Origin of the sequence: Paenibacillus graminis, from assembly GCF_000758705.1 — a bacterium.
Taxonomy (GTDB): Bacteria; Bacillota; Bacilli; order Paenibacillales; family Paenibacillaceae; genus Paenibacillus_AQ; species Paenibacillus_AQ graminis.
In genome coordinates this window covers 6,483,200-6,499,317 of sequence record NZ_CP009287.1, presented here as the reverse complement: position 1 = coordinate 6,499,317, position 16,118 = coordinate 6,483,200, and the positions used below count along the sequence as shown (strand labels likewise).

Below are 16,118 nucleotides of genomic sequence, written 5' to 3'. Positions count from 1 at the left end.
ATTACTATATTTGTCAGGAGAGTATTGCAGTGAGTGTAGATGTCAGTATTATTGTGCTAAATTACAACACATGCCGCCTGACGATGGATTGTCTGAGGTCGGTGTATGATTCGGAATCTAATTTTGTCTATGAAATTATTCTGATAGATAATAACTCGCGGGATGACTCGGTTGAGCGGATTAGCCGGGAATTTCCCGGTGTGATGCTGATCGCCAACTCTGAGAATGTCGGGTATGCCCGTGCCAATAATCAGGGGATGGAGGTCGCTTCAGGCCGGTATGTGCTGCTGCTGAATTCGGATACGGTAGTGCGGAAGGACACGCTGCAGATAATGATCTCCTTTATGGACAGCCGGCCGGATCTTGGCGCTTCGGGCTGCAAGGTGATTTTGCCGGATGGTTCTTTGGATAAGGCCTGCAAACGGGGGTTTCCTACACCATCTGCTTCCTTCTATTATGCCTTTGGCTTCAGCAAGCTGTTCCCGGACCGGCCGAGATTCAATGGCTATCAGTTAGGTTATCTTGATCCTGATCAGGATTATCCGGTAGATTGTCTGGTCGGGGCGTTTATGCTGCTGCGGCGGGAGACGATTGACCAGGTGGGCGGATTGGATGAGGACTTTTTTATGTACGGAGAGGATCTGGACTGGTGCTTCCGGATTAAAGAGGCCGGCTGGGGGATTTATTATTATCCGCAGACATCCATCGTACATTTGAAGGGCGGCAGCGCGCGGCGCAGGCCGTTCAAGATCGTCTATGAGTTTCATCGGGCGATGATTTTATTTCACCGCAAGCATTATAGCAAGCGGTACAACAGTATGATAAATGGAGCGGTCTATACCGGAGTGGGCGTGAAGTTCGTGCTCTCACTGGTGCGCAATGCTCTCATCCGTCCCCGGATCGCACTGTCCCCGGCGCAGACTCTTACAAGTACCGCAGAAGCGGGTCCAAGAACGGAATCGAATGCTGAGGTGAGATTATGATTCGCCGTAACCAGAGGTTTTTAACACAGCTCTATATGGTTGCCGATTTTTTAGTGATACAACTGTCCTTTTTAGCAGCTTGGTGGTTTAAGTTCCGAAGCGGTCTACTGGAATCGTATAATACACTGCCTATAGAGTCTTATGCGTATTGGAGCTTTGTCTATGGGGCGATCTCCGTATTAATCGGGATTGTCCTGTCATTGTACCTGCCAAAGCGCAAGAAGCGTTTCGTCGATGAATTCCTTAAGATTTTCCAGGTCCATATCATGGCTGTCTTTATGCTGCTTGGCTTAATGTTTTTCCTGAAGGAAATTGACGTATCCCGGCAATACCTTGCGATATATATGGGTTTTAACGTCCTTTCTATTATGCTGTACCGCTATGTGCTGAAGAAAATGCTGAAGTCCCTGCGCGAAAAGGGTCTTAACCGCCAGTTCGTCCTGATTCTAGGAGCCGGTACGTTGGGTAAAAGATTTTATAACAACCTGGTGCAGTACCCGGAGCTGGGATATGAAACCATCGGCTTTTTGGATGATTTCCACACGTGGGATGATATTGAAGCGCAGCGCTACAAGCCGATTCTGGGAACTGTGGATGAGCTGTCCGGGATGCTGGAAATGCTGCCGGTGGACGAGGTGATTCTTGCCCTTCCCCTGGATGCCCATTCGAAGTATCCGGCCATTATTGCCGCCTGTGAAAAGGCTGGGGTGCGGACGCTGATTATTCCCGATTTCTTCGATTATTTGCCGGCCCGCCCGTACTTTGATAATTTTGCCGGCATGCCGATGATCAATGTTCGTGATATTCCGCTGGATATGACCGGCAATAAGCTGGCCAAGCGCGCTTTTGATGTTCTGTTCTCGCTGTTCGCCATTATTATGTTGTCACCTGTGATGGTGATCGTGGCGCTGGGGGTACGTCTGACTTCTCCGGGTCCGGTCATTTTCAGGCAGGAGCGGGTGGGACTGAACCGGCGCAATTTCATGATGTATAAGTTCCGCTCTATGAAGATGCAGCAAGAAGGGGAGGAAGATACGGGCTGGAGTACTCCGGTCGATCCCCGGCGGACCAAGTTCGGTACCTTTATCCGCAGAACCAGCCTGGATGAGCTGCCGCAGTTTTTCAACGTGCTGTTTGGCCAGATGAGTGTAGTCGGTCCCCGTCCGGAACGTCCCTACTTTGTGGAGCAGTTCCGCGGTGAAATTCCGAAATATATGGTCAAGCATCATGTGCGTCCGGGTATTACCGGCTGGGCACAGAGCAACGGGCTCCGTGGTGACACCTCTATTGAAGAGCGGATCAAGCATGATATTTTCTATATCGAAAACTGGTCGCTGCTGTTCGATATCCGGATTATTTTCAAGACCATCCGCAATGGATTCAAAAATGCTTACTGAACTTATGGTTGTTTCCTAATAATCTTGACTCCTGAAACGGTTGCCTTCCTTGAATACGGGAAAGACACAGCCGTTTCTTTTTGTTTCTACTCCAAGTGTTGGAAAGGAAACCGCAGCTATGAAAAACACAAAGATTATTGCCACAGTCGTCATGATCTTCGCTTTGCTCTCTCTGCTGGTGATCACACTGGATAACCGGGATAAAGAGCCGTCATCCGGCTTTCTGTCCCACCGGATTGTTGCCCACGCTATGGGAGGCGTCAATGGGCATGCGTATACAAATACCCTTGAAGCTTTTGTGGCCAATTATGAGCAGGGAACCCGTGTGTTTGAGGCCGATTTGATGCTTACGAGCGATGATCAGCTGGTAGCCCGCCACGAGTGGTCCAAAAATATGAGCAGGCTGCTGGGACAGCAAACAGTGCTGCCTGCCGCCAAACAAGGCGCTGTGCTGGAATACGCCCAGTTTATGAACAGCCCTATCCTGGACATTTATTCTCCGCTGGATATCGAGAAAATTCTTGATCTCATGCAGGCATATCCGGATGCCTATATCGTTACGGATACGAAGGAGATTAAGCCGGAGCTGGTAACACAGCAGTTTACGCTGCTGACCGAGGCTGCGGAGCGCCTTGATCCGGCTTTGCTGGAACGGGTGGTTCCGCAGATTTACAGTCAGGACATGCTGGATGTAATCAATAAGGTCCATGTTTTTCCGGAGGTGCTGTATACCCTCTACCAATCGCAGGACAGCGATGAGCAGGTAATCGATTTTGCAAAAGAGAGCGGTGTGGATATTACCATGCCGTCCGACCGGGCCACCAAGAGCTTTGTGCAAAAGCTGAAAAAGGCCGGAGTCCGCGTCTATGTGAATACGGTTAATGAGGAGAATGAAATCGTGGAGCTCTCGCGCCTTGGTGTGGACGGCTTCTATACAGACTTTGTTTCCGAGGAAGATTTGAGCACGTTCAAGGGGCTTCGTTAAAACCCGGAAAAAGGCGAAAAAATGTTCGTATTTTTCCGTTCTTTAAATTGACACCCCCCTCTGTGCTGACATAGACTAGAGATACAGCTTTTGCGGCAGCGGAAGTGTTTTTGGCATGAAATATTAGCCTGGGCCAACAGGTGCCTTAACTTATGTCGGTTGAATAATGAGGATGGACGAAGATGATAGAAATGCGGCAAATGATACAGCCGTGGAGGCATGTATTCAAGCTGGATCCGGACCGTGAGCTAGGGGACCGTGAGCTGGAGGCGGTCTGCCTGTCGGGAACGGATGCGATACTGGTCGGGGGCTCCACCGGAGTGACTTATGAAAATACGGTTGCTTTGTTAGCCAGAGTGCGTCAGTATAGGCTGACCTGTGCCTTGGAAATCTCGGATTTAGAGGCGGTGGTCCCGGGTTTTGATCTGTATATGATTCCTATGGTACTGAACAGTCCAGATACCGACTGGATATTGGGCCATCACCGCCGGGCAATTGAACGCTATGGGAGTCTGATTCCGTGGGAACAGTTGCTAACCGAAGGTTACATCGTACTGAACGGCGATTCGTCCGTAGCCCGCCTTACAGGAGCTGACAGCTCGCTGAGCGGGGAAGGGGCAGCAGCTTACGCACAAATTGCGGACAAGCTGATGAGTCTGCCGGTGGTTTATCTGGAGTATAGCGGTGTATTCGGCGATATGGACACGGTGCGCACAGTAAGAGAGACTGTGGAGCACAGCCAGCTTTTTTATGGCGGGGGCATTACAGGGGTGGCTGAAGCCGGGCAGGCTGCTGCGCTGTGTGATACTGTAGTGGTCGGCAATGTGATCTACCAGGATTTGCAGCAGGCGCTGCTTACCGTAGAAGCGGTGAAGAGAACACCGCAGATTGAATTGTAATATATAAGGACGGCGAAGCCGTTTCTGCTTAATTCGTGATATTAGAAAGGAGCATGTTACACATGCAACTTGTTAACATACAGGATGCCGTAAGCCGGCTTAATCCTCCACAGCGTCAGGCTGTAGAAACTACTGAAGGCCCTTTGCTTATTATGGCCGGAGCAGGCAGCGGTAAGACACGCGTGCTTACCCACCGCATTGCCTGGCTGATTGCGAACCGCAAAGCGCCGCCGTGGGCCATTCTGGCGATTACCTTCACCAACAAGGCTGCGCGGGAAATGCAGGACCGTGTGTCCAAGCTGGTAGGGCCGGAGGGGCGGGATATTTGGGTATCCACCTTCCACTCAATGAGTGTGCGGATTTTGCGCAAAGATATCGATCGGATTGGCTTCACCTCCAACTTTTCCATTCTGGATTCTACGGATCAATTGTCTGTCATCCGCAACTGCATGAAGGATCTGAATATCGATACGAAGAAGTTTGAGCCTAAGGCTGTCCAGGCCATGATCAGCGCCGCCAAGAATGAACTGATTACACCGGCGCAATATGAGCAGAAAATCGGCGATTATCTGGAAGGCCTGGTGGCCAAAGTGTATAAGATGTACCAGAAGCGGCTCAAAAGCAATAACTCGCTGGATTTTGACGACCTGATTATGAAGACGATTGAATTGTTCAAGGAAGTCCCGGAGGTGCTGGATTTCTACCAGAAGAAATTCAAATACATCCATGTCGATGAGTATCAGGATACGAACAGGGCGCAGTATATGCTCTGCCGGATGCTGGCGGACAGCCATCACCGCATTTGTGTGGTCGGCGACAGCGACCAGTCGATCTACCGGTGGCGCGGGGCGGATATCACGAACATTCTGAACTTCGAAGAGGATTATCCCGAAGCGAAGACGATTCTGCTGGAGCAGAACTACCGCTCAACCTCGAATATTCTGAACGCGGCCAACGGCGTCATTGCGCTGAATACCGGACGCAAGCCCAAGAAGCTGTGGACCGATTCAGCGGAAGGCGCGAAGATCAAGGTATTCCGCGGCGATTCTGAGCATGACGAGGGTTATTTTGTAACTGGAGAAATCAGTAAAAATGTGAAGCAGGGGCAGTCGTACCAGAACCATGCCATTCTGTACCGTACCAATGCCCAGTCGCGTGTAATAGAAGAAATCCTGATCAAATCGGATATTCCTTACCAGATTGTCGGCGGGATCAAGTTCTATGACCGCAAAGAAATTAAGGATCTGCTGGCGTATCTGCGTCTTCTGTCTAATCCCGATGACGATATCAGCCTGACGCGGATTATCAATGTACCCAAGCGGGGGCTGGGGGATACGACGGTGGGCAAGCTGGCTGCAGCCGCTGCTTCACAGGGCGTGTCTATCTTCCGGGCACTGCAGACGGTGGACGATCTAGGTTTTGCGGGACGGACGCGCAATACGCTCGTAGAGTTCTACGATATGATCGAGGCGCTGCACCGGATGGTGGAATTCCTGTCCGTAACGGAGCTGACGGAGAAGATTCTGGAGTTGTCCCAATACCGGCTGGAGCTGCAAAATGAGAATACCCTGGAATCCCGCTCCCGTCTGGAAAATATCGACGAATTCCTGTCGGTAACCATGGAATTTGAAAAGAACAATGAGGATAAGTCGCTGGTATCCTTCCTGACTGATCTGGCGCTGATCGCAGACATCGACAGCGTGAATGATGAAGAGGAGCGCAGCGATGCTGTGGTGCTGATGACCATGCACAGCGCCAAGGGGCTGGAGTTTCCGACCGTCTTCATTATCGGGATGGAGGAGGGCGTCTTCCCGCACAGCCGGGCCTTCCAGGACAATGATGAGCTGGAGGAAGAACGGCGGCTGGCGTACGTAGGAATTACCCGTGCGGAGAAGCAGCTGTTCCTCAGCTGTGCACGGATGCGCACACTGTTCGGGCGGACGACGGCGAATCCGCCGTCGCGCTTCCTGGAGGAGATTCCGGAGGAGCTGAAGGAAGATACCGGCGGGGCATCGGACCGCTTCCGCCGCGGCGCGGAGGTAGGCGGTGCCTATGGCGGCAGGGGCTTTGGCAGCGGCAGCCGGGGGAACTTCGGCAGCCGCAGCGGCGCTGCCGGGAACGCGCCGGCAGGCGGCGGGAACGCCGGCTTCGGCGGCAGCATGGCGTCCGCAGCGGGCGGTACGAGCCGCGTGACCGTGACCACCGGAGGCGCGCAGCGCGCTCCGGGCGCAGGGGCAGCGGAGCCGGGCGGCTTCAAGGCCGGCGACAAGGTCTCCCACGGCAAATGGGGCACCGGCACCATTGTGTCCGTGAAGGGCAGCGGCAACGATACGGAGCTGCAGATTGCTTTTCCGGCGCCGGTGGGAGTGAAACGGCTGCTGGCGGGCTTTGCGCCCATTACCAAAGTCGAATAATTCGGCTGCGATTAACGAATGCGTTTTTGGACCACGCTAACCGTAGGACACTATTTGATGGAGGGATGTTCCCGGATGGATGTTATGCACACCATGGAAGAGCTTGTAGCTGAGCTGAATCAATATAATTATCACTACTATACGCTGGATGCGCCTCAGGTCAGCGACAAAGAGTATGATGTCCTTTACGATAAGCTGGTAGCCCTTGAAGCGGAGAGCGGCATTATTTTGCCTCATTCTCCTACACAGCGTGTAGGAGGAGAACTGCTGAAAGGCTTCACCCCGCACCGGCATCTGGCCCCGCTGTGGAGCCTGGATAAGGCGCAGAATATTGAACAGCTTCGCAGTTGGAACACACGGGTGCTGAAGCTTGTGAATGATTACAATACCAAAAATCCGGACAACCCCCTCCCGGATCCCTGCTATGCGGTGGAACTGAAATTTGACGGTTTGACCCTGAACCTGACCTATCGTGACGGAACGCTGGTACAGGCAGCGACACGCGGCAATGGCGTGACCGGCGAAGGCATTCTTGCCCAGGTGAAGACGATCAAATCGGTTCCTCTAACGATTCCGTTTAAGGAAGGCCTTATTGAGGTGCAGGGTGAAGGGATTATGAATCTTTCTGTGCTGGCCGACTATAATACAAGGGCAGCGGAACCGCTAAAGAATGCGCGCAACGGTGCAGCAGGCGCGCTGCGCAACCTGAACCCCAAGACTACGGCGGAACGAAGACTGAACGCATTTTTCTATAATGTAGGTTATGCTGAGGGTGTACAGTTTTCCGACCATCAGGAAATGATGGATTTTCTGCGGACCAACCGGTTTAAGGTCAACCCGTATCTTACTTATTTTGATAAGTTTGATGATGTCACCGAACAGCTGGCTGAGATCGAAGAGAGCCGCTCCGGTCTTGACTACCTGATCGATGGGGCGGTTATCAAGGTAACGGACTTCCGCATCCGCGAGGTGCTGGGGTATACGGACAAGTTCCCGCGCTGGGCGGTGGCTTATAAATTCGAGGCAGAAGAAACCACAACAATTCTGGAATCGGTAAGCTGGAATGTGGGCCGCACCGGCAAGGTCACTCCTTTGGCCCGGGTTGAGGCTGTTGAGCTGGCTGGCGTGACCGTCCAGAATTGTACACTGAACAACGTTGGTGATATTGAACGGAAGAATCTCAAGCATGCCCTCGGCACGCGTGTGTTCATCCGCCGCTCCAATGATGTCATTCCGGAAATTCTCGGCAAAGTAACAGAAGAGAGTGATGGGGGGGAGATTATTTTCCCTGTAGACTGCCCGGCTTGCGGTTTCCCGCTGGAAATGCGCGGCGCACACCTTTTCTGCAACAATAAGCTGAATTGCAAGCCGCAGATCATCGGACGGATTACTCACTTTGCCTCCAGGGATGCGATGGATATTGAAACCTTTAGTGACAAGACGGCGGGACAGCTGCATGAGGAGCTCAACGTGCGCGAGCCTGCTGATTTGTACGAGCTCACCTTTGAGCAGCTGGTTAAGCTGGAACGTTTTGGAGAGAAGAAGGCGGCTAATCTGCTGAAGGCGCTAGAGGAGAGCAAAGGACGGGATCTTGCGTCTTTCCTGTTTGCGCTGGGTATCCCGAACACGGGCAAGGCAACCACCAGAATGCTCGCGGATCACTACCGCAGCCTGGAAGGGGTCATGAAGGCAACCGCCGAGGAATTATCGGGACTTCCGGACATTGGAGGCATTGTTGCTGAGAGCATTGTCGGTTTTTTTGCCGATCCCTTTGTGGTCACCAGTATCAACCGTATGCTTGAGCTAGGGGTGGAAGCGAAAGCGCCGGAGGCTCCGCGTCCAGTGAGTACCAATTCTTTTTTCAGCGGCAAAACGGTAGTGCTGACCGGCTCGCTGCAGAAGCTTACCCGCGAAGAAGCGGCAGAACGTCTGGAAGCGCTGGGTGCCAAAGTCTCCGGCAGTGTCTCCAAAAAAACCGATCTCGTCATCGCCGGCGAGAAGGCAGGCAGCAAGCTGGCCAAAGCACAGCAGTTGGGCATTCAGGTGATCGAAGATGAAGAAGAGCTGATCCGGCTGTTGGAGAGCTAGGTTTTGTATAGGCGTTGTAGTTGAAAATAAAGGCATTCCTGAAGCCCTGACCCGAAAATATCGGATACAGGGCTTTTTGTCATATCGATCTTTAATATAAACTAATGGAGAATGGTATTTTTGGATTAGAGAGGATACTTGCCTATGAAACAAGAAACAATCCTGCTGGTTGACGATGAGAAGGAGATTGTAAATCTGCTGGACATCTATTTCCGCAATGAGGGATACCGGCTGCTCAAGGCTTATGACGGGATGGAGGCGCTGGATTACCTGAGAGAAGAGACAGTTGATCTGATTATTATGGATGTAATGATGCCCAGAATGGATGGAATCGCCGCCTGTATGGAGATCCGTGAAGAACAAAACATGCCGATTATTATGCTGTCCGCCAAAAATTCGGATATGGACAAAATTCTCGGGCTGAGTATAGGGGCCGACGATTACTTAGGGAAGCCGTTTAATCCACTGGAACTGGTGGCCCGGGCCAAATCCCAGCTGCGCCGCTATCATCGATTCAATAAGGATACTCCGGTGAAACCTAGTGAGAATGAACTGATATTCGAAGATTTGGTGATAGACATTGGGAAGCATGAGGTAAGTGTGGATAACCGTAAGATCAAGCTGACCCCCCGGGAATTTTCTATTCTGGAGCTGCTGGCCAGACATCAGGGTCAGGTACTCAGCATGGAGCAGATTTATACGAATGTCTGGAGTGACCCTTTTCTGGATGGCGGCAATACCGTGATGGTACATATCCGCAATATCCGCGAGAAAATAGAGCTTGACCCGAAACGCCCCTGCTATATACAGACCGTGTGGGGAATCGGATACAAATTGGACAGGCCGTCCTGAAAGCCTGAGGTGAGAATCGTTGAATGCCAAATATGTAAGTACGATCCGCTGGAAATTCATATGGGCGTTTATACTTAGCGTTGTTTCGGGAGCTATTCTACTAATCGGAGGTTACCGGTTGGTGAACTCTCTCGTCTATTTGAACCCTTCTCCGCCGTCAGCGGCGTATTCACAGCTTCTGAGATGGATCATTAATCATATTGGCTCAGTGCCCGTAATGACTGCCGCCGGTATTCTGAGCTTTCTGTTTTTCTTTTTTATCTATACGCGGAAAATAGTTCTGTATCTAGAGGAGATCACACGCGGCATTCAGCAAATTACGAAGCTGGGAGAGTGGCACCGGATCGAGGTCCGGACTGCGGATGAGCTGGGTCTGCTGGCGGAGAACATCAATATCATGTCAGAACGCCTCCAGCACTCCCTCCTGGAAGAACGCAAGACGGTCGCTGCCAAAAACGAGCTGATTACAGGCGTATCCCACGATTTGCGTACCCCGCTGACTTCCGTTCTTGGTTATCTTGAATATATCGAGCAGGACCGCTGCCGGGAAGAGACGGAACTGCGCTATTACGTGAATATTGCCTACCAGAAAGCATTGGTTCTGCAAAAACTCATTGATGATCTGTTCGAGTATACCCGTGTCAGCAGCGGAGGGCTGCCGCTTGTGCCGGAACGTCTGGATTTGAAGGCCTTTATGCGCCAGTTGGCGGAAGAGGCGGTTCCGGAGCTAGCCCGGGCAGGCATGAGCTACGAACTGGTGGATGAGACCGATTCGCTATGGATTCAGGCCGCTCCTTATGAACTGCTGCGGGCTTACGAAAATCTGATTACCAATGCAATAAGGTATGGTCGGGAGGGCAAGAGACTGGAGATCGGCTTATCCCGTGAAGGTGATGAAGCTGTGGTACGGATCAGCAACTTTGGTGAACGGATTGCGGAAAGCGATCTTCCCCATATTTTTGAACGCTTTTACCGGGCTGAGCGCTCCCGTTCCCAATATACCGGCGGCTCCGGGCTGGGCCTGGCTATTGCTAAGGGGATCGTTGAACGCCATAAGGGAGTCATCTCAGCCGCAAGCGACATGTACCGGACAGATTTTATTACACGTTACCCGCTCTCCTAAGATTTCTTAAGAAAATCTTCAGTATTTTGGCCGCTGCTTCTTAAGAATTGGCCGGTAGTCTAGTTGACATTAGGTGGTTATTGCCTGTGTGACTAGGAGGGAATGGATTTGAAAAAATTCAATACAGTACGCTCCGGCTATCTGTATATCTTTGGAGGAAGTGTGCTGCTCAGCGGGATGCTGCTCGCTGCCGCGTATTGGATGGTTGTATTGCTGTATTCGCACTATGGTGCGGAATCTACAGTTTTTTGGATTCAGCTCCTGCACTGGATGACGAATCATATCGGCAGGAGGCCGCTTGCGGTGCTGCTGTTCACTGCCCTGTTTACCGGAATCTTTCTGCTGCGTTCGCAGAAAATATCCGGTGATCTCAAGAGCCTGCTGCGGGCTACAGAAGCAATGTCCAGCCGGGGTTCCTTTGGGGAGCTGAAAGTATACAGCGGCGGCGAACTGGGCCAGTTGGCTGCTAATCTGCGCAGAATCAATAGACCGGCCGCTGCGGAGCTGGAGGAAATGAACGATTATAGGATGAGGCAGCAGGAAGAGCCGGTGCTGGATAGCGAAGCGCTTATGGCTCTGATATTAAGAACAAAAACGCTGCTGCGTTTGCTCCATGAAGCCGCAGAGGGGGAACAGGAGGAAGGGCTGGTTCCTAAGATAGAAGCGGCTCAGCGAGAGGCGATAGGGATGGAAGGGTTCCTGGAGAACCTGATGGCCCGGTCATGAGCAGGCTGGATGCAAGAGTCGTACGAAAGCTGCAGCATGTCTTTTATACTGCTTTTGATATTGCGGTAGTCTTAGCAATACTGCTGCTCGCTATGCTGGTTTATGTTCATCAATACGGGGGGGCTGTACTTGGCCGCTATCCCGAAAAGCTGAAGCTCCCGGAGTCCAGTGTAATTCTTGCATCGGATGGGTCAGTACTGCGTAGAATCCCGCTTCCCGAATCAGGCTACAGGGTAACGGCCCGGCTGGAAGAGATGCCGGAATTGCTGGTCAAGACCTTTTTAGCTGTCGAGGACCAGCGGTTCTACAGCCATCAGGGACTGGATTACCCGGGAATCCTTCGTGCTGCGCTGCACAATACGTTGCAGCTCAGCGCCTCAGAGGGAGGCAGCAGCATCACGCAGCAGCTTGCCCGCAATCTTTATCTGAACAGGGATAAAAATATGCTGCGCAAGCTGAAGGAGGCCTCCATCGCACTGGCTTTGGAGAAGCGGCTGCCGAAAAAGGAGATTTTGCAGCTGTATCTGAACCAAATTTATATGGGCCAAGGTCAATATGGGGTGAAGTCAGCAGCGGAATATTATTTTGGTATAACTCAACTGAAAGAACTGGAGATCTGGCAAATTGCTGCCTTGGCGGCTATTCCCAAAGGCCCCTCTGTATATAACCCTGGGGCGGAAGGGGAGCGTTCTAAGGGGAGAAGAGACCTAGTACTGCAGATTATGCAGCAGCAGGGGTTGATTACCCATAAGGAAATGGTTACTGCGATGAACAAGGAGTTTCAACCTGTAGAGCGTGCCAAGGCGAAGCGGATAGGCGATTCCTATATTGATGCTGCACTTAAGGAAGCTTCACGGCTGACCGGACATTCGCTTGAGGAATTGCGGACAGGAGGCTACACCATAGTGACCGGAATGAAGCCCGCTGCCCAGCAGGTGCTGGAAGAGTCTTTTGGCAATCCTGAATTCTTTCCCCCGGACGGGACGACGCAGCAAGTGGAGGCTGCTATGGCTATAATCAACCATCATACCGGTGATGTCGTGGCGTTAACTGGCGGGCGGCAGCCAAGCTTAGGCGGTATTAACCGGGCTATTATCGATGCGCGCCAGCCCGGTTCTGCTTTTAAGCCGGTGATTGATTACGGACCGGCTTTGGAGAGCGGACGTTTTACACCGGATAGTATGCTCCCTGACCGAAAGGAGACGTATGGAGATTATAGTCCTGATAATCTGAATGGAATATACCGGGGACAAGTCAACATGTCACTGGCGCTGCAGCAGTCCATTAATGCTCCGGCCGTTTGGCTGCTTAAGCAGGTGGGCATTCCCAGCGCCCGTTCTTTCGCTGCCAAGCTCGGAGTGGCGCTGCCGCCGGAAGACAATAATCTGTCAATTGCCCTTGGCGGACTGCATACCGGAGTGTCTCCGCTCAAGATGGCGCAGGCTTACAGTGTGTTCGCGAGTGGAGGGATTTTCCACGAAGCCCATACCGTAAGAAGCATTGCTGATGCAGAGGGTAGAACATTGTACACATATACTCCTACACACCGCCAGGTTATCTCGCAGAGAACCGCAGCAAGCATGACCGTTATGCTCCGTAACGTCGTTAATAACGGGACAGGGGCAAAGGCACGCATGAACCTTCCGGTAGCCGGGAAGACCGGCACGACCCAGGCCGGTCTGCCGGGTGTCACCGGCAAAGCCAACCGCGACCTCTGGTTTGCCGGTTATACCCCGGACTTAACAGCAGCTGTCTGGATGGGATTCGACCGTACAGATAAGGATAACTACATGACCGCCGGCAGTGGAAAGGCGGCCGGATTATTTTCTGCTGTGATGAACAAAGTGTATGCCAGCGCGAGGCGATAGATGTACTGCCAATCTATACCCTCTTCGCACTTGGCAGCCAGGCATCCTTGTCATATCCGCGTTGTTCCCAGTAGCCTACATGATCCTCTTCTATGAGCTCAATCCGGTTAAGCCACTTCACCGATTTATAGGCATACATTTGTGGGGTCACCAGGCGTACTGGGCCTCCGAGCTGGTTCGGTATAGGTTTGCCGTCATGCATCACAGCGACCATTACATCCTCCATCCGCGCCTGAGCCAGCGTCAGAGAATCGGTGTAAACGCCATCGCCGGAATAGAACTTTACCATTGTTGCTTGCTCGCGTACACCGGCCATGTCAAGCAGCTTTGCGAGGGGGAGCCCCTCCCAGGTGTTTTTATATACCGACCAGCCCGTAACGCAGTGAAAATCGCTGACCTGCACCTCACGCTGCAGCTTGACGAACTCCTCCCAATTCCAAGTGAACTTTTGGTCAACCAGGCCATCGATGGTAAAAGACCAGTTGCTGTTATCGAACGCAGGGATATCCGTAACGGTATACACCCGGAAGCTGCCTTCCGCTCCACCTCCAATGGGTGGCGCTGAATCGGGCAGCGGTACAGGATCGGGAAGCAGAGCATTGGCATTGCCTGCGGCATATTCGGCAGCACCCGGAAGCTGAAGGGATCTACCGATCCAGCGCACGAAGGTTGGGCCGAGCGTAACAGCCAGCCCTGCGCCAACAGCAACTTTAATGAACCCGCGGCGTGAATACATCGGCTGAGGCTCCTGTGCTGCTGCAGACTTTTGGCTCTCACCTATAATCTTGTACTTGCTCTCCAAACCCGGTTCCGGCACAATGGAGCGCTTCTTGGGCTCCTTCAGCCATTTGACTCTGGTAATGGAATGGTAGATGATGACCGGAAGTCCGACCCAGGTGAGCAGATCGTGAATGAGCAGAGCGCTGTTAGCCGCCCTCGGTCCGGCAAGTCTGAACTGCCAGAGGACAATCCCGGATACAATCCAGCCGATCAGCAGAATCAGCACAAAAATCACATTGGCCTTCTGCGGGCCCTTGCCCTTCAGCCTTTTCCAGTGCTTGGCTGCAAGCAGCAAATAATAAATGACCGGTACTAGCAGCACCAGCCCAAATGCGATATGCGCCCACTTCAGCCACACTCTCCCTTCACCAAGCAGCTCCCGCCAGAAACCTCCAACCAGCAGCAATCCGCTTACGGCCAGAAACAATACCAGCCAAGCATTCCACATGTGAATGGAAACCAGTTTTTTTCCGTAGCCTTTGCGAAGCCTAGCCAAAGCTTTCCCCATTGCTGTCCCTCCTCTAGGTCTAATGCTATGACGAATCCTTCAACTTTTAACTAATTGTACCGCAAAAATCAGCTGTTGAATAATTCTCTTTTGGCAGCCGCTGCCGCCTATTACAATCGTCAAAAAGCCCATCGTTCTCAACAGCCGAGAAGGATGGACCAGGTTACAAAGAGGCTTTGAAGTTCGCGCTCAGGAGCTTATTCAGCTGCCCATTCTTCCAGCTTTTTGTCTCCGGGAAGCAAAAGTGCAAGCAGGCCAAGCAACGGGAGAAATCCACAGGCCACAAACACTGTCATAATGCCAATCCGGTCAATGAGCTCACCAATGACAACTGAACCGATACCGCCGAGTCCAAAAGCAAGTCCGGTAATCAGGCCGGAGACCGTGCCGATATTTCCCGGATATAGCATCTGTGCATAGATCACCGTCACGGAGAAGCTTGACAACAAGATGAAACCCGAGATAACCAGCAGGACAAGCGCCCAGGCTTGATTGACAAAAGGAAGCGCCAGTGCAAAGGGGACTGTTCCCACCATAGAGAGCAAGATCAGGTTCCGCCGTCCAAAGCGGTCCGCAAGCGGCCCTCCAAAGAATGTGCCAACCGCACCGGCAGCAAGGTACATAAATATATAGATCTGGGCATCATCAATTGTCATCCCATAATTTTTCATTAAATAGAAGGCATAGTAGCCTCCAATGGAGGCGCCGTACCAGGAACGGACAAATACAAGGAAGACCAGAATAACAGTGGCGGTCACAATGCTTCTGCTGCGTGCAGGATCAATCGTCCGTGCAGCAGATTTTTTGCGGAAGGTATATCCTTCGTTCAGCATTTGCCGGTACCATTTGGCTACATAGGCCTGAACAGCTATGCCGGCCGCAGCAATGACCGTGAACCCCAGCGCGCCCACCTGTCCAAACGGGATAAATACCCATTTCATCAAAAGTGGACCCAAGGACTGTCCGGCGTTGCCGCCAACCTGAAAGATGGATTGGGATAATCCCTTCCGCTGTCCCGCAGCCATATGAGCCACGCGCATCCCTTCTGGATGGAACGCAGCCGACCCGAATCCGACGAGCATCACTGAAAATATCACGAGCGCATAATTACCGGCAAAAGCAAGCAGGAACACTCCGGCAAAAGTGCAGCACATCCCCAGCGGAAGCAGGATAGGCCGTGGTTTGCGGTCAGCGGCATAACCTATAACAGGCTGAATGACTGAAGAAGTGATATTAAGAGCAAAAGCAATCCACCCCACTTGAGCATAAGAAAGCAGCATGTTGTCCTTCAGGATAGGAAACATTGCCGGAATCAGCGCTTGAATAGAATCATTAAATAAATGAACAAAGCTGACTGCCAGCAAAATACGGTATATGGTAGCCTGCTGCAGATGGCGCGCATCCTTCTCTTCATTTATTACTGTTGGGGTAGCCGGTATAGAATTGTTATTCATCAGATCTCCTTTCCGAGCTGGTTATTAATGTGAGAAAATAC

Annotated in this window: 12 protein-coding genes; 10 read left to right on the top strand and 2 right to left on the bottom strand. The window is 52.0% G+C overall.

The features are described from left to right. Nucleotides 1-29 precede the first annotated feature (29 nt). The 10 genes from PGRAT_RS28230 (at nucleotide 30) to PGRAT_RS28185 (ending at nucleotide 13,335) form a co-directional block, all read left to right on the top strand. Nucleotides 30-983 carry a glycosyltransferase family 2 protein gene (locus PGRAT_RS28230; protein WP_025707544.1) on the top strand — a complete coding sequence of 318 codons (954 nt, stop codon included), beginning with the start codon at nucleotides 30-32 and terminating at the stop codon, nucleotides 981-983. Then, a complete protein-coding gene (locus PGRAT_RS28225; protein ID WP_025707545.1) occupies nucleotides 980-2,380 on the top strand; it encodes an undecaprenyl-phosphate glucose phosphotransferase in 1,401 nt (466 codons plus the stop codon). The genes PGRAT_RS28230 and PGRAT_RS28225 overlap by 4 nt, the downstream gene beginning before the upstream one ends. A 118-nt stretch (nucleotides 2,381-2,498) precedes the next feature. Next, nucleotides 2,499-3,365 carry a phosphatidylinositol-specific phospholipase C/glycerophosphodiester phosphodiesterase family protein gene (locus tag PGRAT_RS28220; protein ID WP_025707546.1) on the top strand — a complete coding sequence of 289 codons (867 nt, stop codon included), beginning with the start codon at nucleotides 2,499-2,501 and terminating at the stop codon, nucleotides 3,363-3,365. A 191-nt stretch (nucleotides 3,366-3,556) separates the two neighbouring features. Continuing rightward, nucleotides 3,557-4,264, top strand: a complete 708-nt coding sequence (pcrB, locus tag PGRAT_RS28215; protein WP_025707547.1) for a heptaprenylglyceryl phosphate synthase — start codon at nucleotides 3,557-3,559, stop codon at nucleotides 4,262-4,264. A 62-nt stretch (nucleotides 4,265-4,326) separates the two neighbouring features. Continuing rightward, entirely contained in the window at nucleotides 4,327-6,678 is a 2,352-nt protein-coding gene (pcrA, locus tag PGRAT_RS28210; RefSeq protein ID WP_042267530.1) for a DNA helicase PcrA, read from the top strand. Nucleotides 6,679-6,753: 75 nt separating this feature from the next. Then, entirely contained in the window at nucleotides 6,754-8,766 is a 2,013-nt protein-coding gene (gene ligA / locus PGRAT_RS28205; RefSeq protein WP_025707440.1) for an NAD-dependent DNA ligase LigA, read from the top strand. A 144-nt stretch (nucleotides 8,767-8,910) separates the two neighbouring features. After that, on the top strand, nucleotides 8,911-9,618 hold the full coding sequence (locus PGRAT_RS28200; protein ID WP_025707441.1) for a response regulator transcription factor: 708 nt from the start codon (nucleotides 8,911-8,913) through the stop codon (nucleotides 9,616-9,618). 19 nt (nucleotides 9,619-9,637) lie between these two features. Beyond that, nucleotides 9,638-10,741, top strand: a complete 1,104-nt coding sequence (locus PGRAT_RS28195) for a sensor histidine kinase (RefSeq protein WP_025707442.1) — start codon at nucleotides 9,638-9,640, stop codon at nucleotides 10,739-10,741. Nucleotides 10,742-10,849: 108 nt separating this feature from the next. Next, nucleotides 10,850-11,467: a hypothetical protein gene (locus PGRAT_RS28190; protein ID WP_025707443.1), complete on the top strand. Its 618-nt coding sequence runs from the start codon at nucleotides 10,850-10,852 to the stop codon at nucleotides 11,465-11,467. Beyond that, nucleotides 11,464-13,335 carry a transglycosylase domain-containing protein gene (locus PGRAT_RS28185; protein WP_025707444.1) on the top strand — a complete coding sequence of 624 codons (1,872 nt, stop codon included), beginning with the start codon at nucleotides 11,464-11,466 and terminating at the stop codon, nucleotides 13,333-13,335. Before PGRAT_RS28190 ends, PGRAT_RS28185 begins: the two co-directional genes overlap by 4 nt. A gap of 13 nt (nucleotides 13,336-13,348) precedes the next feature. On the opposite strand, the gene PGRAT_RS28180 is transcribed toward PGRAT_RS28185, so the two are convergent. After that, nucleotides 13,349-14,623 carry a molybdopterin-dependent oxidoreductase gene (locus PGRAT_RS28180; RefSeq protein WP_025707445.1) on the bottom strand — a complete coding sequence of 425 codons (1,275 nt, stop codon included), beginning with the start codon at nucleotides 14,621-14,623 and terminating at the stop codon, nucleotides 13,349-13,351. A 197-nt stretch (nucleotides 14,624-14,820) separates the two neighbouring features. Next, nucleotides 14,821-16,077 (bottom strand): MFS transporter, encoded by a 1,257-nt coding sequence (locus PGRAT_RS28175; RefSeq protein ID WP_025707446.1) that lies wholly within the window; start codon nucleotides 16,075-16,077, stop codon nucleotides 14,821-14,823. Between the last annotated feature and the right edge of the window lie 41 nt (nucleotides 16,078-16,118).